The sequence below is a fragment of the Pseudonocardia sp. NPDC049635 genome, assembly GCF_040659795.1.
In the GTDB taxonomy this organism is placed as follows: domain Bacteria; phylum Actinomycetota; class Actinomycetes; order Mycobacteriales; family Pseudonocardiaceae; genus Pseudonocardia.
Genome location: NZ_JBFAON010000012.1, coordinates 139,839 through 162,587 on the forward strand (window position 1 = coordinate 139,839; position 22,749 = coordinate 162,587).

The 22,749-nt window shown below is 74.8% G+C and carries 23 protein-coding genes; 14 read left to right on the forward strand and 9 right to left on the reverse strand.

The window, feature by feature from the left end; all coding sequences use genetic code 11:
* Positions 1-90 precede the first annotated feature (90 nt).
* Positions 91-1,254 (forward strand): glycosyltransferase family 4 protein, encoded by a 1,164-nt coding sequence (locus AB0J24_RS16575; protein ID WP_358681883.1) that lies wholly within the window; start codon positions 91-93, stop codon positions 1,252-1,254.
* On the opposite strand, the gene AB0J24_RS16580 is transcribed toward AB0J24_RS16575, so the two are convergent.
* Positions 1,224-3,068 (reverse strand): AMP-dependent synthetase/ligase, encoded by a 1,845-nt coding sequence (locus tag AB0J24_RS16580; protein ID WP_358681886.1) that lies wholly within the window; start codon positions 3,066-3,068, stop codon positions 1,224-1,226. The genes AB0J24_RS16575 and AB0J24_RS16580 overlap by 31 nt on opposite strands.
* 223 nt (positions 3,069-3,291) lie before the next feature.
* Between AB0J24_RS16580 and AB0J24_RS16585 the strand changes: the two genes are divergently transcribed.
* The 6 genes from AB0J24_RS16585 to AB0J24_RS16610 all read left to right on the forward strand — a co-directional run bounded on the left by AB0J24_RS16585 (position 3,292) and on the right by AB0J24_RS16610 (position 7,670).
* Complete coding sequence (locus AB0J24_RS16585; protein WP_358681888.1) at positions 3,292-3,705, forward strand: polyketide cyclase / dehydrase and lipid transport; 414 nt, start codon at positions 3,292-3,294, stop codon at positions 3,703-3,705.
* On the forward strand, positions 3,706-4,500 hold the full coding sequence (locus tag AB0J24_RS16590; RefSeq protein WP_358681891.1) for a metallophosphoesterase: 795 nt from the start codon (positions 3,706-3,708) through the stop codon (positions 4,498-4,500).
* A gap of 21 nt (positions 4,501-4,521) precedes the next feature.
* Complete coding sequence (locus AB0J24_RS16595) at positions 4,522-4,959, forward strand: SRPBCC family protein (RefSeq protein WP_358681894.1); 438 nt, start codon at positions 4,522-4,524, stop codon at positions 4,957-4,959.
* A 70-nt stretch (positions 4,960-5,029) separates the two neighbouring features.
* Positions 5,030-6,277, forward strand: a complete 1,248-nt coding sequence (locus AB0J24_RS16600; RefSeq protein ID WP_358681896.1) for an ArsA family ATPase — start codon at positions 5,030-5,032, stop codon at positions 6,275-6,277.
* Complete coding sequence (locus AB0J24_RS16605; RefSeq protein WP_358681899.1) at positions 6,274-6,699, forward strand: hypothetical protein; 426 nt, start codon at positions 6,274-6,276, stop codon at positions 6,697-6,699. Before AB0J24_RS16600 ends, AB0J24_RS16605 begins: the two co-directional genes overlap by 4 nt.
* Positions 6,696-7,670 (forward strand): ROK family protein, encoded by a 975-nt coding sequence (locus tag AB0J24_RS16610; RefSeq protein WP_358681902.1) that lies wholly within the window; start codon positions 6,696-6,698, stop codon positions 7,668-7,670. Before AB0J24_RS16605 ends, AB0J24_RS16610 begins: the two co-directional genes overlap by 4 nt.
* Here AB0J24_RS16610 and AB0J24_RS16615 read toward each other — a convergent pair.
* On the reverse strand, positions 7,667-8,113 hold the full coding sequence (locus tag AB0J24_RS16615; protein WP_358681905.1) for a DUF308 domain-containing protein: 447 nt from the start codon (positions 8,111-8,113) through the stop codon (positions 7,667-7,669). The two genes, AB0J24_RS16610 and AB0J24_RS16615, sit on opposite strands and share 4 nt — an antisense overlap.
* A gap of 155 nt (positions 8,114-8,268) precedes the next feature.
* Here AB0J24_RS16615 and AB0J24_RS16620 point away from each other — a divergent pair, with 155 nt between their 5' ends.
* From AB0J24_RS16620 to AB0J24_RS16630, 3 genes are read left to right on the forward strand one after another with little or no spacing between them, the layout of a single operon-like run.
* Positions 8,269-9,024 carry a lysophospholipid acyltransferase family protein gene (locus AB0J24_RS16620; RefSeq protein ID WP_358681908.1) on the forward strand — a complete coding sequence of 252 codons (756 nt, stop codon included), beginning with the start codon at positions 8,269-8,271 and terminating at the stop codon, positions 9,022-9,024.
* 25 nt (positions 9,025-9,049) lie between these two features.
* Positions 9,050-9,568 (forward strand): polyadenylate-specific 3'-exoribonuclease AS, encoded by a 519-nt coding sequence (locus AB0J24_RS16625; RefSeq protein WP_358681911.1) that lies wholly within the window; start codon positions 9,050-9,052, stop codon positions 9,566-9,568.
* Between the two features lie 10 nt (positions 9,569-9,578).
* Positions 9,579-10,982 (forward strand): class II 3-deoxy-7-phosphoheptulonate synthase, encoded by a 1,404-nt coding sequence (locus AB0J24_RS16630; protein WP_358681914.1) that lies wholly within the window; start codon positions 9,579-9,581, stop codon positions 10,980-10,982.
* 246 nt (positions 10,983-11,228) lie between these two features.
* Here AB0J24_RS16630 and pknB read toward each other — a convergent pair whose 3' ends face one another.
* On the reverse strand, positions 11,229-13,091 hold the full coding sequence (gene pknB / locus AB0J24_RS16635; protein ID WP_358681917.1) for a Stk1 family PASTA domain-containing Ser/Thr kinase: 1,863 nt from the start codon (positions 13,089-13,091) through the stop codon (positions 11,229-11,231).
* 171 nt (positions 13,092-13,262) lie between these two features.
* Here pknB and AB0J24_RS16640 point away from each other — a divergent pair, with 171 nt between their 5' ends.
* Positions 13,263-13,616: an Rv2175c family DNA-binding protein gene (locus tag AB0J24_RS16640; RefSeq protein ID WP_358681920.1), complete on the forward strand. Its 354-nt coding sequence runs from the start codon at positions 13,263-13,265 to the stop codon at positions 13,614-13,616.
* Here the strand turns inward: AB0J24_RS16640 and AB0J24_RS16645 are convergent.
* From AB0J24_RS16645 to AB0J24_RS16660, 4 genes are read right to left on the reverse strand one after another with little or no spacing between them, the layout of a single operon-like run.
* A complete protein-coding gene (locus AB0J24_RS16645; RefSeq protein WP_358681923.1) occupies positions 13,585-14,607 on the reverse strand; it encodes a phytoene/squalene synthase family protein in 1,023 nt (340 codons plus the stop codon). The genes AB0J24_RS16640 and AB0J24_RS16645 overlap by 32 nt on opposite strands.
* A complete protein-coding gene (gene mptB, locus AB0J24_RS16650) occupies positions 14,588-16,240 on the reverse strand; it encodes a polyprenol phosphomannose-dependent alpha 1,6 mannosyltransferase MptB (protein WP_358681926.1) in 1,653 nt (550 codons plus the stop codon). The genes AB0J24_RS16645 and mptB overlap by 20 nt, the downstream gene beginning before the upstream one ends.
* 27 nt (positions 16,241-16,267) lie before the next feature.
* Positions 16,268-17,827 (reverse strand): phytoene desaturase family protein, encoded by a 1,560-nt coding sequence (gene crtI / locus AB0J24_RS16655; protein ID WP_358682005.1) that lies wholly within the window; start codon positions 17,825-17,827, stop codon positions 16,268-16,270.
* 5 nt (positions 17,828-17,832) lie between these two features.
* Complete coding sequence (locus tag AB0J24_RS16660) at positions 17,833-18,861, reverse strand: polyprenyl synthetase family protein (protein ID WP_358682008.1); 1,029 nt, start codon at positions 18,859-18,861, stop codon at positions 17,833-17,835.
* A gap of 252 nt (positions 18,862-19,113) precedes the next feature.
* On the opposite strand from AB0J24_RS16660, the gene AB0J24_RS16665 reads away from it, so the two are divergent.
* The gene (locus AB0J24_RS16665) at positions 19,114-20,046 is read left to right on the forward strand and encodes a methylenetetrahydrofolate reductase (RefSeq protein WP_358681928.1); all 933 of its coding nucleotides are present in this window, start codon (positions 19,114-19,116) and stop codon (positions 20,044-20,046) included.
* Positions 20,047-20,106: 60 nt separating this feature from the next.
* On the opposite strand, the gene AB0J24_RS16670 is transcribed toward AB0J24_RS16665, so the two are convergent.
* Complete coding sequence (locus tag AB0J24_RS16670; RefSeq protein WP_358681931.1) at positions 20,107-20,772, reverse strand: DUF3153 domain-containing protein; 666 nt, start codon at positions 20,770-20,772, stop codon at positions 20,107-20,109.
* A 38-nt stretch (positions 20,773-20,810) separates the two neighbouring features.
* Complete coding sequence (locus AB0J24_RS16675; protein WP_358681934.1) at positions 20,811-21,434, reverse strand: GNAT family N-acetyltransferase; 624 nt, start codon at positions 21,432-21,434, stop codon at positions 20,811-20,813.
* Positions 21,435-21,848: 414 nt separating this feature from the next.
* On the opposite strand from AB0J24_RS16675, the gene AB0J24_RS16680 reads away from it, so the two are divergent.
* Positions 21,849-22,148 (forward strand): hypothetical protein, encoded by a 300-nt coding sequence (locus AB0J24_RS16680; RefSeq protein WP_358681937.1) that lies wholly within the window; start codon positions 21,849-21,851, stop codon positions 22,146-22,148.
* Positions 22,149-22,179: 31 nt separating this feature from the next.
* Positions 22,180-22,749 carry an SAV_6107 family HEPN domain-containing protein gene (locus tag AB0J24_RS16685; RefSeq protein WP_358681939.1) on the forward strand — a complete coding sequence of 190 codons (570 nt, stop codon included), beginning with the start codon at positions 22,180-22,182 and terminating at the stop codon, positions 22,747-22,749.

Below are 22,749 nucleotides of genomic sequence, written 5' to 3' on the forward strand. Positions count from 1 at the left end.
GCGCGCCCCCGCCGCCGCCGGGGGGGCCGCCGGCCGGCCTGTCCCCGGGCCGCACGTGCCCCGGGCGGGCGCCCCGATACCGTCGCGGCCGTGCCCCGCACGCTGCTGGTGACCAACGACTTCCCGCCGCGCACCGGTGGGATCCAGAGCTACCTGCACGATCTGGCCCGCGCCTTGCCGCCCGGCGAGCTCGCCGTCCACGCACCGGACTGGCCCGGTGCGGCGGCGTTCGACGCGGTCCAGCCGTTCCCCGTGCACCGGCATCCGGGAACACTGATGCTCCCCGGCCCGGACGTCGCCCGCCGCGCCGTCCGGCTCGCCCGTGAACACGGTGCCGACACGGTCTGGTTCGGCGCCGCCGCCCCGCTCGGCCTGCTCGGGCCGCACCTGCGCCGGCGGGCCGGGATCGGCCGCGTGGTCGCGAGCACGCACGGACACGAGGTCGGCTGGTCGATGCTCCCCGGGGCCCGGTACGCGCTGCGTCGGATCGGGACCGACGCCGACGTCGTCACCACCGTCTCCCGCTGGACCCGGGACCGGATCGCCGCGGCCTTCGGGCCGGACGCCGCACTCGAACCGCTGCCCCCGCCGGTGGACACCGACCGGTTCGCGCCCGATCCCGCGGCCCGTGCTGAGATCCGGGGCCGGTACGGCCTCGGCGCGAGCCCGACCGTCACCTGCGTGTCCCGGTTGATGCCGCGCAAGGGCCAGGACACGCTGATCGCCGCGCTGCCGCTGCTCCGCCGCCGCGTCCCCGGGACCCGGCTGCTGCTGGTGGGCGGTGGTCCCTACCGCGACCGGCTGCACCGGTTGGCCGCCCGGCACGGGGTGTCCGAGCACGTCGTGTTCACCGGCCGGGTCCCGGCGGAGGAGCTGGCCGCGCACCACGCGGCGGGCGACGTGTTCGCACTGCCCTGCCGGACCCACCTCGGCGGGCTGGACGTCGAGGGGCTCGGGATCGCACTGCTGGAGGCGGCGGCCACCGGCCTCCCGGTGGTCGCGGGTGACTCCGGGGGCGCCCCGGAGACGGTGCAGGAGGGCGTCACCGGGTACGTCGTCCGGGGCCGGGAGGTCGCAGCCCTGGTGGACCGGCTCGCCGAGCTGCTCGCCGATCCCGCCCGGGCCCTGGCGATGGGCCGGGCCGGGCGGGACCGGGTGCGACGGATCTGGGGCGGCCGGGCCGCGGCGGCCCGGCTGCACGCCCACCTGGCCGGGCGGGCGGATCAGCTCCGCTCGGCGGTGGCCCCGGAGTAGAGCGCCTCGATCTCGTCCGAGTACGTGTCGACGACGACCTTGCGCTTCACCTTCAGGGTCGGCGTCAGCTCGCCACCGGCCTCGCTGAAGTCGACGGGCAGGATCCGGAACTTGCGGATCTGCTCGGCCCGGGACACCGCCTGGTTGGCCTCCTCGACGGCGGCGGCGATCTCCCCGCGCAGCTCGGGATCGTCGACGAGGTCGGAAGCGGAGCCGCCGGCGCCCTCCGGCTTGCCGTTGCGCTCACGCCAGCCGGGCAGCGCCTCCGGGTCGATGGTGACCAGCGCCGAGATGAACGGTTTCTGGTCGCCGACCACGATGCACTGACCGACCAGCGGGTGCGCCCGCAGCCGGTCCTCGAGCACCGCCGGAGCGACGTTCTTGCCGCCCGCGGTGACGATGATCTCCTTCTTGCGGCCGGTGATGGTGAGGAAGCCGGCGTCGTCGAGTTCGCCGAGATCGCCGGAGTGGAACCAGCCGTCGTCCTCCAGGGCCGCCTTCGTGGCTTCCTCGTTGTGCCAGTACCCCTGGAAGACGATGTCGCCGCGGAGCAGGACCTCGCCGTCCTCGGCGATCCGGACCGCACAACCGGGCACCGGACGCCCGACCGAACCGACCCGCTGGGCGTCGAGGGTGTTCAGGGTGATTCCGGCGGTGGTCTCGGTCAGGCCGTAGCCCTCCAGGACCGGCAGGCCGATACCGCGGAAGAAGTGGCCGAGCCGGGCGCCGAGCGGGGCCGAGCCGGACACTGCGGCGGTGACGTTCCCGCCGACGGCGGCCCGCAGCTTGCCGTAGACCAGCTTGTCGAACAGTGCGTGCTTGGCCTTGAGGACCAACCCGGGGCCGCCGGAGTCGAGCGCCTCGGAGTAGGCGATCGCGGTGTCGGCGGCGGCATCGAAGATCTTGCCCTTGCCGTCGTTGTGCGCCCGCAGCCGTGCGCCGTTGTAGACCTTCTCGAACACCCGAGGGACCGCGAGCAGGAAGGTCGGCCTGAACTCGGCCAGGTCGGGAAGGAGGTTCTTCACGTCCGGGCTGTGCCCGACCACGGTGCGGGTGGTCAGCGCGCCGCACTGGATGACCTTGCCGAACACGTGCGCCAGCGGCAGGAACAGCAGCACCGAACCACCGTGGGCGAGCAGGTCCGGGATGGTCGAGGCGATCGTGCGGCACTCGGTCAGCAGGTTGCGGTGGGTCAGCTCGCAGCCCTTGGGGCGTCCGGTCGTGCCGGAGGTGTAGATCAGGGTGGCGAGGTCGGCTGCGCGCACCGCGTTGCGGCGCTCGTGCACCACGTCGTCGGGGGTGTCCGAACCCAGCCCGGTCAGCTGCTCGATCGCGGACGGGCTGCCCGGCGCGGCGGCCGAGGGGTCGATCTGCCAGATGTGGCGGAGCGCGGGTGCGTCGGCCCGGATCTTCTCCACCGACGCCGTGTGCTCGGCCGTCTCCACGACGATGCCGACCGCACCGGAGTCGGACAGGATCCAGGAGATCTGGTCCGGTGCGGACGTCTCGTAGATCGGGACGGTCACCGCGCCCGCGGTGAGGACGGCGTAGTCGAACAGCGTCCACTCGTACCGGGTGCGGGACAGCAGTGCGATCCGGTCGCCCGCCTGGACGCCGGCCGCGATCAGGCCGGCGGCGACCCGGGTGACCTGTTCGGCGAACTCGGCGGCCGTGATGTCGGTCCACGCGCCGTCGGCGCCCTTGCGGCGGTAGAGGACGTCCGCGGCGTGCTGCGCGGCGTTGTCGAAGACGGCGTCGGCGACCGACTCGTCGGCACCCACGGACACCGTGGCGGGGACGCTGTACTCACGCACGGGGATCGACCTCCTGGCGGCCTCGGCAGGCAGAGTGCGGCCGGCGGACGCACGTGCCGACCTGCTGGGACCCGAACCTACCGTCAAGTAGGGCCGGAGTGCATCGACTCGGGCATAACGGATGCGGATCGGACCCGTCCGGCCGTGTCGACCGCGGCACGGTACCCCTGTCGGCCCCGCGGCGGGAGGGTGGCACGCTGAGTTCGTGCCGAGCGCGTCACCAGTGCAGTCAGGGCGGGCCGCGCCGCCGTCGGTGGACGTCGTCGACGAGACGTTCCTGGCCGTCCCCCGCGAGCGGGTGGCCGCCGAGTTCGCCGACCCGGCCTGCTGGCCGGGCTACTGGCCGGACCTGCGCCCCGAGATCGCACACGACCGTGGCCCCGCCGGGATCCGGTGGACCGTCACCGGCGCGCTCACCGGGACCATGGAGGTCTGGTGCGAGGAGGTGCTCGACGGCACGGTCCTGCACTTCTTCCTGCGCGCGACCCCCGACCGCCCCGCCCGGCGGAACCGTCGGCGCCGGAGCCGGGGTGAGTCCGACCGGCGGCACCGCGCGTTCAAGGCGCACGCGTTCGCGTTGAAGCGCCGGCTGGAGGCCGGGCGGCCCGCCGGGGTCGCGCCGGACGGGGGGCGCTGAGTGCGGCTGCACGTCGTCTCCGACGTCCACGGCAACACCCGGGCGCTGGCCCGCGCCGCGGCCGGTGCGGACGGTCTGCTGGTGCTCGGCGACCTGCTGGAGTTCGTCGACTACCGGGACCCGGACAACGGGATCATCGCCCGGCTGCTCGGTTCCGGGATCGCCGCGGAGTTCGGCCGGATGCGCCGGATCGGGGCTCCCCGCGCCCAGATACAGGGCCTGCTCGAACGCTCGTGGAGCCGGTTCGCCGATCCGGCCGCCGCCGTCGTCGACGCCGTCACCGAGCAGTACGCCGAGATCTTCGCGGTGCTCGCAGGCCTCGGGGTGCCGGTCTGGGCGATCCCCGGCAACGTCGACGTGCCGCGGCTGTGGCCCGACGTGGACGGGGTGGTGCACGCCGACCGGCAGGTGATCGAGATCGGCGGGCGCCGGATCGGCTTCCTCGGCGGCGTGCCGCTCCCGCCGGGGGTCGCGCCGCGCCGCGGCGGGCCGTGGCAGCCGTACTTCCTGCCGCACGACGAGTGGACCGCCCGGCTCGACGCGCTCGGCCCGGCCGACCTGCTCTGCACGCACGTCCCGCCGGACGTGCCGGTGCTGACCTACGACGTCGTCACCCGGCGCGCCGAGATCGCCAGCGCGCCGCTGACCGCCCGGATCCGCGCCGAGCAGCCCTCGCACGCCCTGTTCGGGCACGTCCACCAGCCGTTGCACCGGCGCGCCCGGATCGGCCGTACGGACTGCGTCAACGTCGGCCACTTCCGCGAACTCGAGCAGCCCTGCGTGCTTCACCTGTGAGCACGCAGATAGCCTCCCGCCATGGCCGACGCGACCACCTCCTCGATCCACATCGCCGCCCCGCCGGACCAGGTGATGTCGGTGATCGCGGACTTCGCCTCGTACCCGGAGTGGACCGACCAGATCACCGCGGTCGAGATCCTGGACCCGGGCAGCGGCGACCGTGCCTCCCAGGTGCGGTTCTCGATGGACGCAGGCGCGATCAAGGACTCGTACACGCTGGACTACACCTGGGCCGACGACGACCTGTCCGTCTGGTGGACGCTGGTGAAGGGCGGCATCCAGCGCGCGCAGGACGGCGCCTACCGGCTGGAGCCCGAGGGCGACGGGACGACGGTCACCTACGAGTTGTCCGTCGAGGTCAACTTCCCGATGATCGGGATGCTCCGCCGCAAGGCCGAGAAGGTGATCATCGACACCGCGCTGAAAGGCCTGAAGCGGCGCGTCGAGAAGGGCTGAGAGCCGTGGCGAGATCCGCTTCGGCGGGTCAGCCGGAGCCGGTGTCGCACCGATCGTTACGCTCCGCGGCGTGCGCGTCGTGCTCTTCACCGGCAAGGGCGGGGTCGGCAAGACCACCCTGGCCGCGGCCACTGCCGCGCTGCTCGCCGGGTCCGGCCGGTCCGCGCTGGTGGTCTCCACCGACCCCGCGCACTCGCTGGGTGACGCGCTCGACGCCGAACTGGGCTCCGAACCCACCCCGGTCACGGAGAACCTGTGGGCGGCCCACATCGAGGCCCGGCACCTCCTGGAGGGCGCCTGGGGCGAGCTGCAGGCGCACCTGCGGACCATGCTGGCCGGTGCCGGGGTGGACGAGCTGGTCGCCGACGAGCTGACCGTGCTGCCCGGCGTGGAGGACCTGCTCGCGCTCGTCGAGGTGCAGCGGTTCGCCGACTCCGGGGAGTACGACGTCGTCGTCGTCGACTGCGGGCCGACCGCGGAGACCCTGCGGTTGCTCACCCTGCCCGAGGCGCTGTCGGGCTACCTGGAGCGGTTGTTCCCGGCGCACCGCCGCGCCGTCCGCGGCCTGGTCGCGAACCTGGCCGGCGCGAAGAACGACGGCGCCGACTGGGAGCGCACCGTCGCCGCGCTGGGTGCGCTGGCCGAGCAGCTCTCCGGGCTGCGGGCACTGCTCGCCGACCGCTCCCGGACCTCGATCCGGCTCGTTCTCACCCCGGAGCGGGTGGTCGCCGCCGAGACCCGACGCACCCTGACCGCGCTCGCCCTGCACGAACTGCGGGTAGATGCGCTGATGGCGAACCGGGTCATGCCCGGCCCGCCGCCGTCGCTGCGCGGGCCGGCGGCCCGCTGGCTGCGTGAGCGGGCCACCGAGCAGCAGGCGGTGCTGCGCGAACTGGGCCAGCTCGCCGCGGACGTGCCGGTGACGGCGGTCCGCTACACCGCGGCCGAACCGACCGGTGTGGGGTCGCTGCGCGAGCTGGCCCGCTCGATCTACGGCGACCGGGACCCCGCCGGTTCGCCCGAGCGGACCGCACCGCGCCCGCTGATGGAGCTGCGTCGCACCGCGGGCCGGGGGGTGTCCGCCGACACCGAGTTCGAGCTGGACGTCGCGCTCCCCGGTGCCGAGGACGCCCCGCTGGACCTGGCCCGGGTCGGCGACGACATGGTCGTCGGCATCGGCTTCTCCCGGCGGATGGTGTCGCTGCCGTCGGTGCTGCGGCGCTGCGAGGCGACCGGTGCCCGGCTGGAGGGCACCGGTGCCCAGGCCCGGCTGGTGATCACCTTCGTGCCCGATCCCGGCACCTGGATGACCTCGTGACCGCCGGCTGCTGCGGCGCCGCGGGCATTCCGGACGACCTGCGCGAGACCGCCCTGCACCTGCTGGAACGGCTGCGCGGCGCGATCGAGCCGCTCGCCGCCGGGGCCGGCCGGGCCCCGGAGCCGGGCAGCCCGGGCGCCTGTGCGGCGTGCCCCGTCTGTGCCGTCGTCGCGCTGCTGCGCGGTGAGCGGTCCGAGCTGGCGGAGTCGCTGTCGGTGCACGCGACGGGCGTGCTGGCGGCGCTGGCGGCGCTGCTGGAGCAGGACACCGGGCCGCCGGGGCGCGGCCGCACCCCGGACGGTGGGAGCGGCCCGGCGCAGCAGACCGCGCACTACACCGCGCCTGCCGGGCACGCCGGCCAGAACGGTGGCCGGACCGGGGGTGGCCGGTCCGTGCAGCGGATCGTGGTGCACCGGACGTGACCCGCACCCTCACCGTCGGGGTCGACGTGGGAGGGACCAGCGTGCGGGCCGGTGCCGTCGGTGACGACGGCGACGTCCTCGACACCGTCTCGGCCCCCACGCCCGGCACCGACGACGCGCTGGAGGCCGCCATCGCCGGCGCCGTGGAGGAACTGCGCCGCAGGTACCCGGTGTCCGCCGTCGGGCTCGCGCTGGCCGGGTTCGTCGACGCCGGGCGCGGGCTGGTCCGCTACGCCCCGCACCTGTCCTGGCGGGACGCCCCGGTCGCCCGGCGGATCTCGGACCGGCTGGGCGGGCTGCCGGTCGTCGTGGAGCACGACGCCAACTCGGCCGCGCTGGCCGAGCGCCGCTACGGGGCCGCGGCGGGCGCCTCGGCCGCGGTGCTGATCGCCCTCGGCACCGGGATCGGCGGAGCACTGCTGCTCGACGGCGAGCTGTACCGCGGCGCCCACGGCGTCGCGCCCGAGCTGGGGCACCTGCGCGTCGTGCCGGACGGCCGCTCCTGCCCCTGCGGCAAGCGCGGTTGCTGGGAGCGCTACTGCAGCGGCACCGCCCTGGCCGCCACCGCCCTGGAGCTGATCTCCGGTACCCATCCGCCCGGCCCGTCGGCACTCGCCAGGGAGGCCGCGCAGGACCCGGGCCGGATCACCGGCAGGCGGGTCGGCGCGGCGGCCCGCGAGGGCGACCCGATCGGCCGCGCCGCGATGGCCGAGCTGGGGCACTGGCTGGGGGAGGGGCTGTCGCTGGTGGCCGACGTGTTCGACCCGGACCTGGTGGTGATCGCGGGCGGGGTGTCCGGCTCCGCGCCGCAGTTCCTGGACGTGGCCCGCGAGCACTACGCGCGGATCGCCACCGGAGCGGGGAACCGGCCGCTGGCCCGGATCCGCACCGCGCAGCTCGGTCCGGCCGCCGCCGTCGTGGGGGCGGCGACGCTGGCCCGGGAGACCATCTCCCGGGCCGGGGGGCGCTAGAGCCGGGAGCCGTCGTCGTACGGGTCGGAGCCCTCGTCGCCGGGCTCACCGGTCCACAGTCGCAGCACCAGCCAGGCGAGACCGGCCGCCATCAGCACGAGACCGAGCGGGAGGGGCCAGCTTCCGCCGGCGCCGATCAGGCCCGGCGAGATGCACAGCACCAGCCCCAGCCCGATCAACCCGCCGCCGACCACCGCAGGCGGTCCCGGCCGCGGCAGCGGCGGCGGCTCCGGCGGGTGGTAGTGGCCGTCGTCCTCGTCCCCGGCGGCCGGGCCCGGCCGGTGCACCGGCCGCTCACCGGGCTGCACCACCGGCTCGGCGGGCCCGGCCGGCTCGGTGCGTTCACCGGGCCAGTCGGGGACCGAGCCCTCGTCCCGCCAGCCCGCGACGATCGACTCGAAATCGTCCTCCGGTCGGTCCCCCCGGCTGCCTGCTGGGTCCATGCCCGTCCTTCCCGGCCGCACCGGCGCGTGCCGGGACATCCTGTCACGCCCCGGGGCCGGGTTGTACCGGGCCGCCCCGGCCCGCCGGCCCCGTTGTGGCGAGCACCGGGGGCTCCGTAGGCTGTCGCCCGGAAGTCGTAGGGAGGCAGCGCAGGGTGCTGTACTGGTGGTCCAAGTTCGTGCTGCTCGGCCCGTTGATGCGGGTCCTCTGCCGACCCGAGATCGTGGGCGCCGAGAACGTGCCGGCGCACGGGGGTGCGATCCTCGCCAGCAACCACCTCGCCGTGGCCGACTCGTTCTTCCTGCCGCTGATGCTGCCCCGGCGGGTCACGTTCCTGGCCAAGCGCGAGTACTTCACCGAGCCCGGGATCCGGGGCTGGCTCAAGAAGCTGTTCTTCACCGGAGTGGGCCAGGTCCCGGTGGACCGCTCCGGCGGATCCGCCGCGCGGGCCGCGATGGACACCGCCGTACGGCTGCTCGGTGAGGGCAAGCTGCTCGGCATCTACCCCGAGGGCACCCGCTCCCCGGACGGCAAGCTCTACAAGGGCAAGACCGGTGTCGCCCGGATGGCGCTCGAGGGCGGCGTCCCGGTGATCCCGGTCGCGATGGTCGGCACGGACAAGGTCAACCCGATCGGTTCGAAGATGTGGCGGCCGCGCAAGGTGCGCATCATCATCGGCGAGCCGATCGACTTCTCCCGCTACGAGGGCATGGCCGGTGACCGGTTCATCGAGCGCTCGATGACCGACGAGATCATGTACAACCTGATGGAGCTCTCCGGGCAGACCTACGTCGACATGTACGCCGCGTCGGTGAAGGAACGGGCGGCGACCGGCGGGGCCGCCCCGGCCCCGGCCCGGCCCGGCACCCGCCGTCCGGAGGCCAACGTGCCCGACTCCCGCGCCAGCTGAGCGCGGCGGGTACACAGGTCACATCATGCGATTCTTCTACGACTGCGAGTTCATCGAGGACGGCACCACGATCGACCTGGTGTCGATCGGTGTCGTCGGCGAGGACGGACGCGAGTTCTACGCCGTGTCCACCGAGTTCGATCCGGGCCGGGCCGGGAAGTGGGTCCGCGCGAACGTGCTGCCGAAGCTGCCGTCGCCGGCCGACCGGGCCTGGATGTCGCGGGCCCGCATCCGCGAGGAGCTGCTGGAGTTCTGCACCTCCGCGCCGGGTGAGATCGAGCTGTGGGCCTGGATCGCCGCGTACGACCATGTCGCGCTCTGCCAGCTCTGGGGCGCGATGCCAGCACTGCCCCGGCCCATGCCCCGCTTCACCCGCGAGCTGCGCCAGCGCTGGGAGGACGCGGGGAAGCCCACCCTGCCGCCGCCGCCGCCGGATGCGCACGACGCGCTGGCCGACGCCCGGCACAACCTGCGCCGGTGGGAGGTCATCGCCGAGACGCTCGCCGCGGGGGCCGGGGCGCCGAGCCCGATCGCCCGGGCCTAGTCTGGATGTCGTGAACTGGTCCGTCGACGCGCCGATCGACGTCCTCCCGGAGCTGCCGCCGCTGCCCGCGGACCTGCGCTCCGCGCTGGACGACGCCCTCTCCCGCCCAGCCCAGCAGCAGCCCGAGTGGCCCGAGCCGTCGCGGGTGGGCGAGGTCCGGAAGGTCCTGGAGTCGGTCCCGCCGGTCGTGCTCCCACCCGAGGTCGACCGGCTGCAGTCGCGGCTCGCCGACGTGGCCAACGGGGAGGCGTTCCTGCTGCAGGGCGGTGACTGCGCCGAGACCTTCGTCGACAACACCGAACCGCACATCCGGGCGACGATCCGGACGCTGCTGCAGATGGCCGTCGTCCTCACCTACGGCGCATCGATGCCGGTCGTGAAGGTCGGCCGGATCGCCGGTCAGTACGCCAAGCCGCGCAGCTCCCCGGTCGACGCGGCCGGCTTGCCGTCCTACCGCGGCGACATCGTCAACGGGCTCGCCCCGGACCCGGTGGGCCGCATCCCGGACCCGTCCCGGATGATCCGCGCCTACGCCAACGCCTCGGCCGCGATGAACCTGGTCCGTGGGCTCACCGCGACCGGCATGGCGGACCTGACGAAGGTGCACGACTGGAACAAGGACTTCGTCCGCACCTCCGCGGCCGGTGTCCGGTACGAGGCGGTCGCGGCCGAGATCGACCGAGCGGTGCGGTTCATGGACGCCTGCGGGGTGCGCGACCACAACCTGCACCAGGTGGAGTTCTACGCCAGCCACGAGGCGCTGCTGCTCGACTACGAGCGCGCGATGCTGCGGCTGGACCTGGAGCGCGACCAGACCGGCGGGGAAGCCCCCAAGCTCTACGACCTGTCCACGCACTTCCTCTGGATCGGTGAGCGCACCCGCCAGCTCGACGGCGCCCACGTCGCCTTCGCGGAGCTCCTGGCGAACCCCATCGGGATGAAGATCGGTCCGACGACGACGCCCGACCAGGCCGTCGAGTACGTGGAGCGGCTCGACCCGCACAACCGGGCCGGCCGGCTGTCGCTGATCTCCCGGATGGGCAACGACAAGGTCCGTGACGTGCTGCCGGCGATCGTCGAGAAGGTCACCGCGTCCGGGCACAAGGTCATCTGGCAGTGCGACCCGATGCACGGCAACACGCACGAGGCGTCCACCGGGTACAAGACCCGGCACTTCGACCGGATCGTCGACGAGGTGCAGGGCTTCTTCGAGGTGCACCGCTCGCTGGGTACGCACCCGGGTGGCATCCACGTCGAGGTCACCGGGGAGGACGTCACCGAGTGCCTGGGCGGTGCGCAGCGGATCTCCGACACCGATCTGGCGGGCCGCTACGAGACGGCCTGCGATCCGCGGCTCAACACCCAGCAGAGCCTGGAGCTGGCCTTCCTGGTCGCCGAGATGCTGCGCGGCTGAGCGGCGCGACGCCCGGTGGATGCGTAGTCCTACCGGCCTTCTCGTCCGGTCCGTCCGTCCGGGCTCTCTGGGGGATGACCGTCCACCTGGTGCTGGCGGCGTTCGCGGCGATCCTGGACCGGCGGGCCCGGACAGCCGTCGCAGCAGCGGCACCGCGATGCGCGGGGCGGTCGGGTACGGCGCGGGAGCACCGGCCGTGCCGGTGCTCGTCCTGACCTGATCACCGGTGGTGCTGCCGGGCGGGGTTCAGAGGACGGTCAGGGTGATGGTGTCACCGGGCTCGGCGTCGCCCGCCGACGGATCCTGACCGACGACGCGCCCGTCCCGGCGGCCGAACGGGAAGCTGCGGTCGATGTCGACGTCGAAGCCCTGCGACTCCAGCAGTTCCTCGGCGTCGTCGGCGCGCATGCCGATCACGAACGGCACCGAGGTCGCATCCTGGTCCTCGTCGCTCGGCGGCGGGGGACGTGGCGGCGCCGGCTCCGGGCCGCGGCTGATCACCAGGGTGACCGCCGTGCCGCCCGGGAGGCGGGCCCCGGCCGCCGGATCGGTCCGGATCACCGCCCCGCTCGGGACCTCCGCGTTGAACTCCTCGGCAGCCGTCGACCGCACCGGGGTCAGCCCGGCCTGACGCACCGCCTCCTCGGCGGTCTCCACGGCGCTGCCGGCCGGCACGTCCGGCACGGCCGGACGCCCGGTCGACACGACGAGGGTGACCGCCGACCCGCGCAGCACCCGGGTCTCCGGTGCCGGGTCGACCGAGGCGACCAGATCGGCCGCGATGTCGTCGTCGGCCCGCTCGGTGATCGACGGGGTCAGGTCGGCCTCGGCGATCAGCGCGGTCGCCCGGTCCCGGTCGAGACCGGTGACGGCGGGCATCGTCGTCCAGCGGCCCGAGCCGAGCCACCACGCCCCGGTGCCGGCCAGCGCCGCGAGCAGCACCAGCAGCACCATCCACAACGTGAAGATCCGGCGGCTGCGGCGCCGGTCCGCGCGCAGATCGGCCCGGGACAGCGCCTCCGGCTCGCCCGCCGGGGCGACAGCGGTGCCGTGCGCCCCGAGCAGCGCATGAGCCCGGGTCCCCCCGGGGCCGCGCGGCTGCACGCCGGTCGGCCGGTGCCGCCGCGGCCCGGCCGGGAGGGTCGCACCCTCGTCGATCGCCGGCGGCCCCGGCGGCCGCGGCACCCCGGCCCGGGGCAGCCCGAGCCGCTCGGCGACCTCCAGGAGCTCCCGGCGGAAGTGCTCGGCGTCGACCGGGCGGTCCTCGGGGTCGCGGGCGGTCGCCCGCGCGACGAGCGCGTCCACCGCGGGCGGCAGGCCGGGGGTGGACGCCGACGGCGGCGGGACGTCCTCGTTCACGTGCCGGTAGGCAACCGACAGCGGGTTGTCCGCGGTGTAGGGCGGACGGCCGGTGAGCATCTCGTAGAGCACGACGCCGGCGGCGTAGACGTCGCTGCGGCTGTCCGCGCGGCCGGAGACGACCTGCTCGGGAGAGAGGTAGGCCATCGTCCCGAGGATCATCCCGGCGTGGCTGACACCGGCCTCGGCCGCCGCCGTGAGCAGCCCGAAGTCGGCGACCTTCACCTCACCGGACGACGAGATCAGGACGTTCTCCGGTTTCACGTCGCGGTGCACCATGCCGAGCCGGTGCGCGCGGGCCAGACCGGCCAGCACCGGTTCGAGCACCCGCACCGCCGCCGGAAGGCCGAGTGCGCCGCGGGCCCGCAGCACGTCCCGCAAGGTGCCGCCGTCGACCAGTTCCATCACGACGAACAGGCTCGGCTCACCGAGCGGCCCGGCCGGCACCGTGCCCCGGTCGTAGACCGCGACGACCGCCGGATGGTCGATGCGGGCGGCGAGCCGCGCCTCCCGGTCGAACCGGGTGCGGAACGCGTGGTCCCCGGCCATCCTGGGGTCCATCACCTTGATCGCCACCGCGCGCTCGAGACGGGTGTCGGTGCCGTGGTAGACGGTGGACATGCCACCTCGGGCGAGCACCGGCCCGACCAGGTAGCGGCCGTCGAGCAGGGCGGGACCGGGGCCGTCCGCCATCACCGGGCCGGCCCCGTCCGGCGTGCCGGGGTCGACCGGTCCGGACGGTGCGCTCACGCCGGGAAGGCTACTTCAGCGACCCTTACCCGCCGTCCGGGTGGGTACGGCACGCCCGGCACCCACCCGGGGACCGTGCGTGCCCGCCCGGTGCGGGCCGGGGCCGGGCGCGACACGGGCCGTGCGCCGGAGTGTGGGGTGTGGCGACCCGATGTGGGACAGTGTCGGACTGTGAGCGAGACCCTCCCCGCGGCCGTCACGGAGGAGACGCTGACCGTCTCCGAGGTCGCCTCCCGGCTGTCGATCCCCCCGTCCCGCGTCCACCAGCTGGTCCGGGAAGGTCAACTCCTGTCGCTGAAGGACGGCGGCGACATCGTCGTCCCCGCGGCGTTCCTCGACGGGAACGACGTGGTGCGCGGCCTCGCCGGCACGATCAGCGTGCTGCGCGACGGCGGCTACGACGACCGCGAGATCCTGACCTGGCTGTTCACCGAGGACGAGTCGCTACCGGGCTCGCCGATCGGGGCGATCGGCGCCGGCCGGCACAAGGAGGTCAAGCGCCGCGCCCAGGCGATGGCGTTCTGAGCGGCGCCCGGCGCCCGGCCCGCTCCCGGGCGAGCTCCACACCCCGGGAGAGCACCGCCCGGCCCAGGCCGGGCAGGGCGACGGCGGCGCGTCGCCGGTTCGGCACCGCGACCCGCCGGTTCAGGATGTCGTAGCCGGCGTCGGCGATCTCGTCGAGGATTCCCGAGTAGAGCGTGCGCGCCGTGCCCACGCACGCGCGGGACACCGGCTGCAGCATCGGGATCCCGGGGTCCGCGCGGCGGTAGGTGGCGCGGGTGCGGGCGACCAGGTGGGCGAGCGCGCGCCGCACCCGCCGGTCGGCCCGTCCGGTGCGCCGCGACCAGATCAGCAGATCACGGTCCACCCCGAACGCGGCCAGCTCGTCCGCCGGGAGGTAGACGCGGCCACGGTCGAGATCCTCGCCGACGTCGCGCAGGAAGTTCGTCATCTGGAAGGCGACGCCGAGCAGCGCGGCGTGCGGCTCGGCCTCGGCTCGCGGCACCACGGTCCCGAGCACCGGCAGGGTCTGCAGCCCGATCACGGCGGCCGAACCGTGCACGTAGACGGCCAGATCGGCGTCGGTGGCGTAACCGTCCACCGTGAGGTCCATCCGCATCGACGCCATGAAGTCACCGAACAACGACGGGTCCAGCGCGTGCCGGCGAGCGGTCTCGGCGACGGCGAGGACCTCGGGCCGGCTCCCCGGCAGCGGTGTCCCGGCGAGCGCGGCCGCCAGTTGCGCGTCCAGCGCGTCGAGCCGCGACCGTGGCCGGCCGCCGCCCGCGCCGTCGGGATCGTCGACGATCTCGTCGGCGTGGCGGGCGAACCCGTAGAGGGCGTGGATGTCGACCCTCCGCTCCGGCGGCAGCAACCGGGTCGCGAGGTAGTAGGTGCGGCCGTGCTCGGCGTGCAGGCTGCGGCAGGCGGTGTACGCGGCCCGCAGCACCGGATCGGACAGCCCGGCGGCGTCGAGTTCCGCCCGGGCCGCCCGCTCAGCCGCGGCCGCGGACACCGTCGGGCACCGGCGGCGAGCCGGGCAGGTCGGCCGGAGCGGCGGCAGTCGGCGCCGGACCGTGCGCCGTCGGCCGGCGGCCGGAACGCAGGCCGAGCGGGTCCGGTCGGAGCAGCGAGACTGCGGCCAGCACGCCGGCGGCGGCGCACAGCAGCAGGTAGAACGGCGCGTAGAGGGCCGTCTCCCCGTCCGGGAAGTAGACGATCATCAACCAGACGGAGCCGAAGACGATCCACTGCAGCCCGCGTGCGCTCCACGCGGTCATCGCGAGGATGCAGAATCCCCAGCTCAGGTACCACGGCAGCGTCGTCGGGGCGAGCACGGCGGCCAGCGCCAGCGCGATCGCAGCGTTCCGGATCGCGACCGTCCCGCCGTCCCGCGCCAGCCACCAGAGCGCCACGACGAGCAGCCCGAGCACACCTGCGCCGATCGCCCGGAAGACCTCGACGAACGCCTGCTGGTTGAGCCCGTCCGCGAACATCCCGGCGACGGCGTGCGCGGCCTGCCCGGCACCGGTGGACCAGGACAGCCAGTTCACGATCATCGACGGCGCGCTGAGCGCCGGGAGCCAGCCCAGCCCGTAGCCGGTGGCCCAGGTGCACGCCCCGAACACCGCGACGAACACGGCGACCGACGGCAGCCCGGCCCGCACCAGCCGGGACCAGAACGGCCCGGTGAGCTTCCCGGCCCAGACCAGCACCAGGAACGGCAGGATCAGACCGGCCGAGGCCTTGACGGCCATCGCCAGCGAGGCGACGACGATCGCCCACACGAACCGGTCCCGCAGCGCGAGCAGCGCGGCGAGGGGGAGCAGGCCGACGACGAGCAGGTCGTTGTGCACGCCGCCGACCAGGTGCACGACCATCACCGGGTTCGCCACCGCGATCCACAGCGCGAGCGCGGGCCGGCCCCCCAGCCGCCGGCTCAGTGCAGGCAGCACGGCGATCAGCAGCACCAGGCCGCTGACGAGCATCAACCGCATCGCGATCACGCCGAGCAGGACGTTCTGGCCGACCAGCAGCACGATCCCCTGCGCCAGCAGGATGAACAGCGGACCGTAGGGGGCCGGGGTGTCCTGCCAGAAGAAGTGGACGTTGTCGGTGAAGATCCCGCCCATCGTGTCCGGTCCGAACCGGTACGGGTCGTAGCCGGCCAGCGGCAGGGCACCCTGGGCGAGATAGCTGTACGGGTCCCTGGTGAACAGCGGTGGTGTGACCAGCATCGGGATCATCCAGACGCACGCCGTGGTCAGCACCGCCCGTCCGCCCACCCGGTGGGCGAGGACGTCGCGGCCCAGCCGCACCCATGCCCACACCATCAGCGCCAGCCCGGTGTAGACGACGATCCCGGCGATCATCGACCCGTGGCCGTACCGCCAGAACGAGAGCGGGGAGTTCCCGAGGATCGGATCGCGCACCGGGATGCCGCCGGCGCCCGCGGCCCCGAGGAACATGAGCACCGTGCCGGCGAGCCCGAGCAGCACGGTGGGCCGCGGCGGGCTGCCCAGGCGGGCGGCGACCGCGGACCGGCGGGACCGCGGGGACCCGCTGCGGGGCTCGCTCGGGTCGGCGGCCGCGGGCACCGTCTCCGGTGCCGCCGGGCGGGGGATCGGGGGCGAGGGCTGGGCGGTCATCGTGGCCGGAATCGTCCCACGTGGCGATCAGCGGCCGACCCGCGACCCCGCACCGCGACCGGCCCGGTCGGACGGCCGCGACCCGGTGATCCGTTCGGCCGCCAGCCGTCCCGAGACCAGTACCGGCGGGATCCCGACGCCGGGGGTGGTGCCGCAGCCGGCGAGCACGGCGTTGGACACCCCACGCACCAGGTTCCGCGGCCGGAACGGCCCGGTCTGGGCGAGCGTGTGCGACGCGGAGAACGGGGTACCGGCGGCCATCCCCGCGGCCGCCCAGTCGCGCGGGGTCCACAGCCGGGTCCAGCTCGGCGTGACGCCCGGGTCGGCGAGGTTCCGGTCGACGAGCACACCGAACAGTTCTTCGGCGTAGGCGGGGCCGACCCGGCCCCAGTCGATGCCCGGGGCGACGGCGGTGTTCGGGCAGGGGGCGAGCACACTGAGCAGCTCCCGGCCGGCGGGCTGCAGTCCGGGGTCGCTCAGCCCCGGCCGCGTGACGAGCAACGACGGATCGCTCATCAGGTTCCCGCGGTCGATGATCTCGCGGAACGTGCCCTCCCACGACATCCCGAACGAGATCGTGTGATGGTGCTGTGCGACGCCGGGGGAGGATGCGGGCATCCCGGCGTGCACGACGACCGCGCTCGGCGACCAGCGCAGCCCCACCGGACGGCGCGGCGCACCACCGAGCAGGTCGTAGGCGACCGGGAGCTCCGGGGTGAGGACGACCGCGTCGCAGGCGGTCTCGATCTCCTCGCCGGAACCCGCGGGCACCGACCGGACCGCCGTGACGCGGTCGCCGGAGCGGACCAGGCGGGTCACCCGGTGGCCGTAGCGGATCTCGGCCCCCGCATCGGCCGCCGCACCGGCCAGAGCGGTGCCCATCGCGCGCATGCCGCCACGGGGGAACCACACCCCGGCGATCGTGTCCATGTAGGCGATCACCCCGTAGGCCCCGAGCGCCCGCTGCGGCGCGACGCCGGCGTAGAGGGCCTGGAAGGAGAAGATCCGGCGGAGCCGCTCGTCGGGCAGGAAGCGTTCGATCCGCCGCCCGAGGCGGCCGAACCCGCCGAGTGCGACCAGCCGGGCCAGATCCGGCCCGACCAGGGAGAACGGTGAGTCGAGGTTGGCGTCGATGAACGAGTCCATCTCGGCCCGGTAGAGCTCGGTCAGCCAGCGCCGCAGCCGCCGGTAGCCCCGTGCGGAATCCGGCCCGCAGGTCTCGCGGACCTCGTGTTCCATCGCCGCGGCGTCGGTGTGCACCGCGATCGCCGACCCGTCGGCGAACTCCGCCCGGTACGCCGGGTCGAGCCGCAGCAGGTCGAGCCGGTCGGCCATGGTCTCGCCGACCGCGGCGAACGCGGACTCGAGCAGCTCCGGCATCGTCAGCACGGTCGGCCCGGTGTCGACCAGGTACGTCCCGTGGTCGTCGGTGACGTCGAGCCGGCCTGCCCGCCCGCCCGGGAACTCCTCCCGCTCGACGATCGTCACCCGGCGTCCGGCGCCCAGCAGGTGCAGCGCCGTGGAGAGCCCGGCCAGCCCGGCACCGACGACGACCACGTGGTCGGTGCGGCCCGGCACCGTCCGCACGCCGCTCACCAGGCCCGCCGGGTGGCCCGCTCGGCCAGCTCGAACAGCCGGGACCGGCCGGGCTCCAGGACCGGGGCGGCATCCAGCGCGTCCAGGGCGGAACCGGTCAGCGCGGCGATCCGCTGCTCGACGACCTGCACCGCACCCAGCTCGGACAGGGCAGCGCGCACCCGGTCGAGCTCCTCGCCGGCGAGCCCCGGATCACCGAGCGCGCGGGTGATCACTTCGTGCGCGGCGCGGTCCCCGCGCTGCTCGGCGCGCTGCAACCCGGCGGCGACCAACAGGGTGCGCTTGCCCTCGCGCAGGTCGTCACCGGCGGGTTTGCCGGTCACCCGCGGGTCGCCGAAGACGCCCAGCAGGTCGTCGCGCAGCTGGAACGCGACCCCGATGTCGGCACCGTAGCGGCGGTAGGAGCCCACCACCGCCTGCTCCGCGCCGGCGATCGCCGCACCCAGGTGCAGCGGACGCTCCACGGTGTACGCCGCGGTCTTGAACCGGTCGATCTTGAGGGCGGTGGCCTCCGCCGCGTCCCCCGACGCCTGCGCCAGCACGTCGAGGTACTGGCCGGAGAGCACCTCGGTGCGCATCGCCCGCCACGGCTCGGCGGCCCGCACGTGCGCACCGTCGGGCAGGGTCGCGGAGTGGAACATGTCGTCGGCCCACACCTGCGCCAGGTCGCCGACCAGGATCGCGACCGCGGCGCCGAACCGGGCCGGTGGCCCCGCCCACTCGTTCGACGCGTGCGTGCGGGCGAACTCGACGTGCACCGTCGGTCGCCCCCGGCGGGTGGACGAGGCGTCCATCAGGTCGTCGTGCACGAGCGCACAGGCCTGCACCAGCTCCAGCGCGGCGATCGCGGTCAGCACGCCCTGCGCGTGCTCGTCCTGCGGGTCACCCCCGGCCCCCCGCCAGCCCCACCAGGCGAAGGTGGGCCGCAGCCGCTTCCCGCCGCCGAGCACGAACCCGGCCAGTGCGTCCGCCGCCTGCGCCACCGCCGGATCGATGCCCAGCACGTCCGTGCGACGCCGGTCCAGGTATCCGGCCAGCACCCGTTCGACGTGCTGGGGCAGGGCGTCGTCGAGCGGCGCGGGCCCGGCGGTCGTGATGTCGCCGGAGCCGGCGGGGGCGGACGTGGGGGCAGCGGGATCGACCACGCCGCCAGGCTAACGGTGGCCACCGACACGCACCCGGCGAGCGCAGGTGAGGACGGCGTCGGGGCGATCCCAGCGCGGCCGGCGGCGCTTCGGGGGCCCACGGCGGGGCGATCGCACCGTAAGGTCACCCGGGTGACGACGACCTCTGCATCCACGGTGACCGAACGGATCAGCGTCGACCGCCCCTTCTTCGCGGTGGAGTTCTTCCCGCCCAAGGACGACCGGGGTGAGGCGGAACTCTGGCGGGCGATCCGCAGACTGGAGGGCCTCGACCCGGCCTACGTGTCCGTGACCTACGGCGCCGGTGGCTCCAGCCGGGACCGCACCGTGCGCACCGTCGAGCGGATCGCCACCGACACCACGCTGTGCTCGATGGCGCACCTGACGGCGGTGTCGCACTCGGTGGACGAGCTCCGGCACGTGATCGGCTCGCTCGCGGCGGCCGGCGTGCGGAACATCATGGCGCTGCGCGGGGACCCGCCCGGTGACCCGCTCGGCGAGTGGGTCCGTCACCCGGAGGGGCTCGAGTACGCCGACGAGCTGGTGGCGTTGATCAAGCGGTCCGGCCCGTTCTGCGTCGGCGTCGCCGCCTTCCCGTACGGCCACCCCCGCTCGGCCGACCTGGCGACCGACACCGAGCGTCTGGTCGGGAAGTTCCGGGCCGGCGCGGAGTTCGCGGTGACCCAGCTGTTCCTGGAGCCCGAGGGCTTCCTGCGGCTGCGCGACCGGGTCGCCGCAGCCGGGTTCGATCAGCCCATCATCCCCGGGATCATGCCGCTGACCTCGGAGAAGACATTCCACAAGGGGCCCGAGCTGTCCGGCTCGCCGCTGCCGGAGGCGCTCGTCGAGCGGCTCGCCCCGTACAGCGGTGACGCGAAGGCGTTCCGCGCGGCGGGAATGGAGGTGACCGGTGAGCTCTGCGAGCGGCTGATCGCCGAGGGCGTGAACGGGATCCACTTCTACTCGCTGAACCGGTCGACGGCGACCACCGAGCTGATCGAGCGGCTCGGGCTCGCCCGCCCGCGGACCGCCCCCGGGCGGTCGGCGCTGCCGGCCACCGCCTGAGGCCTCGGCCGGGCGGCGGAGCCGTCCCCGGTTCCGCCGCCGTCCGGGGCCGGCCCGGGATCAGCGCCGGATCGCGGGGTTGCGGTCGCGCCGGGCGAGGAACACCACGGCCCCCGCCGCGACCGCCACCAGCCCGGCGAGCAGCAGCGACCAGCCGAGCACGGACGGCGCGTTCGGGTCGGTCGAGACCACCGAGGCGTTCAGCTGCGAGACCTCGCCGGGGGAGAACGTCCAGGTCACCGTGCCGCCGTCGGCCTCGCCGTCGGTCTCCACGACCTCGCCGGGGAAGCTCATCGCGAGCCGGACGTCCGAGCGGTCCACCGGCATCGTCGTCAGGTCGGCCCGCCCGCGTACCGCGATCCGCTCGCCGATCCGGCGCATCTCCAGGTTCGCCCTGGCCGAGGCGGTCCCGCCGAGCGCGGCCAGTTCGGCGACCTCGGGGAACGTCAGACCCTCGAACGACGCCTTCGAGCCGACGAACCCGTCCTCGTCATAGGGGGCGAGATCGACCTTGTCCTCGAGGGCCGGTGGGACGGTGACCTCCGGGCCGCTGCCGTCCGGGGTCGCGATGACGACGGTGCCGTCGACCGTGTCGTCGGGCTGCACGGCCAGCGCGACCTGCACCCGCGTGCACCCGGTGAGGGCGAGCAGGGTGAGCACCGCGAGCAGGACCGCGGCCTTCGTGCGCCGCCGGCGCGGATCGGTGGTGCTGCGGGGGAGCGGCATGCCGGACATCGTGCCACCCGGGCGCGGTGGCCCCGGCGTCACCGCGGGCCGTGTCCCGGGTGAGCCGGACCCGGGGCGGACGGGGCCAGCGGGAGCTCACGCCCGAGCACCGCGAACGGACGGGGGTCACCGGTGAACAGGTGTTCGCGCAGTACGTCCCGGAATCCGGCCCGCCGGTACAGGCGCCAGGCCCGCCCGGGGGGCTCGGAGCCGTACTCGGGGGTGGAGAGCAGCATCCGGGAGCGCCCGGCGTCGCGGGCCAGCGCGCGGAGCAGCGCGTCGCCGATGCCGGCCCCCTGGGCCCTCGGGTGCACGTGCAGCTCGGTGAGCTCGAAGTAGTCGGTCAGCCAGTCGGTGCCGACGCGATCGGGATGTCCGCGGCGCGCCAGCAGCCCGCGGCGGACCTCCTCGAACCACCATTGGCCGGGTCCGCCCCAGTAGCCGTAACCGATCCCGCCGAGCCGGTCCCGCTCGTCCACCCAGCCGACCGAACGCCAGCCAGGGCGGTACGAGTGCTCCAGCCACAGCGAACGCCGCTGCCGGGCGGTCGAGCGCGGGTAGCCCATCGCCGTGACATAGACGTCGATCGCCTCGGCCAGCCGGGCGGCGAAGTCACTGCGGCTGAGCCCGACCAGGCGTGGCCGGGCCGGTGCGGCGGTCACCGCAGGCCCCGGCCACCGCGGCGGGCCGCGGGGCCGACGATCGCAGCGGGGTGGGTGCAGGGGCGCATGGAGCCATCACATCACGCTCCGGACGGCGCCGTGGGCCGGGTGCTGCTGGCCGGAGCTCCGGGCCGTGACCGTGCCGCCGCCGGGCCGCCGCCGTGCCGCCGCCGTGCCGCCGCCGTGCCGCCGCCGGGCCGCTTCCGCCGGCCGCGCCACCCGGCCGCCGTACTTGACTGGGCATCGAACACGCGTTCTACTGGACGAGGTCGAACGCGCGTTCGACATCCGGGCGTCCGGTGCAGGGTGGGGGAAGCACCCTGCCACCGGGCGACCCGGAACCGATGCCGGGGAGCGGGGGCCGAGGCCCGCTGACCGGGAAGGGGCGTGGTGGGAGTGGGTGGCTTCTCTCGATTGTTCCGTGCGCGGCAGCCGGCGGCCGTCGACGTGCGCTGGCAGAACGGTGAGCCGGTCGAGTTCCAGCGGCGCCCGTCGCGTCGTGGTGAGCGGTTCCTGGTCACCGGGGTGCGCGACCAGTGGGTCGAGGAGTCGCCGTGGCCGTTCCCGTCGCCGATGCCGATCGGCGGTGACCGGCTGAGCTGCTGGCGGGTGCAGGCGCGGTCGGTGGAGGAGCCCCTGGAGCCGCCGCGCGAGGTGGTCCTCCGGATGCGGGCCGGGCCCGGGGTCTGGGACCTCGTGCAGGTGCACGACTGAGGGTGCGGGCAGGACGGATGGAGGAGCCACGATGAGCACGACGATGGAGCTGGACCTGTGGCCGCACGCCGCGGGGTGCGGTCCTGAGCCGGTCCCGGCGGACCGGACGATGTGCTCGCCCGCCGCACCGTCGGTCCCGCCCGCCCGGGGCGTCTGTCGCGGGGGTGAGCGGGGTCCGCGGGCCCATCGGCCCCGGGCGCGCGGCGGGGGTGCGGCCGACGGCTCGGTGCCGCCGCCCTCCCGGGACGCGCTCGCCCTGCTCCGGCAGGCCGCCGAGCAGTTGGCGGAGGCCCACGGTGAACCGGATCCGATGCGCCGCTACCCCGCCGCCTACCTGGCGGCGTTGCGGGCCGGCGCGGCGGTGCTCGCGATGCGGGCGCGACCCCGGCCGCGGCGCGGGGCGCCGCGGGACGTGTGGCGGCTGCTGGCCGAGGTCGCGCCGGAGCTGCAGGAGTGGGCCTCGTACTTCGCCTCGTGCTCGAGGGTGCGTGCCGCGGCCGAGGCCGGGATCGAACGGTTGGTGGACCGGCGCGGAGCCGACGACCTGCTCCGGCAGGCCGAGCAGTTCGTCGGACGGGTGCAGCAACTGCTGCCGCGCTGA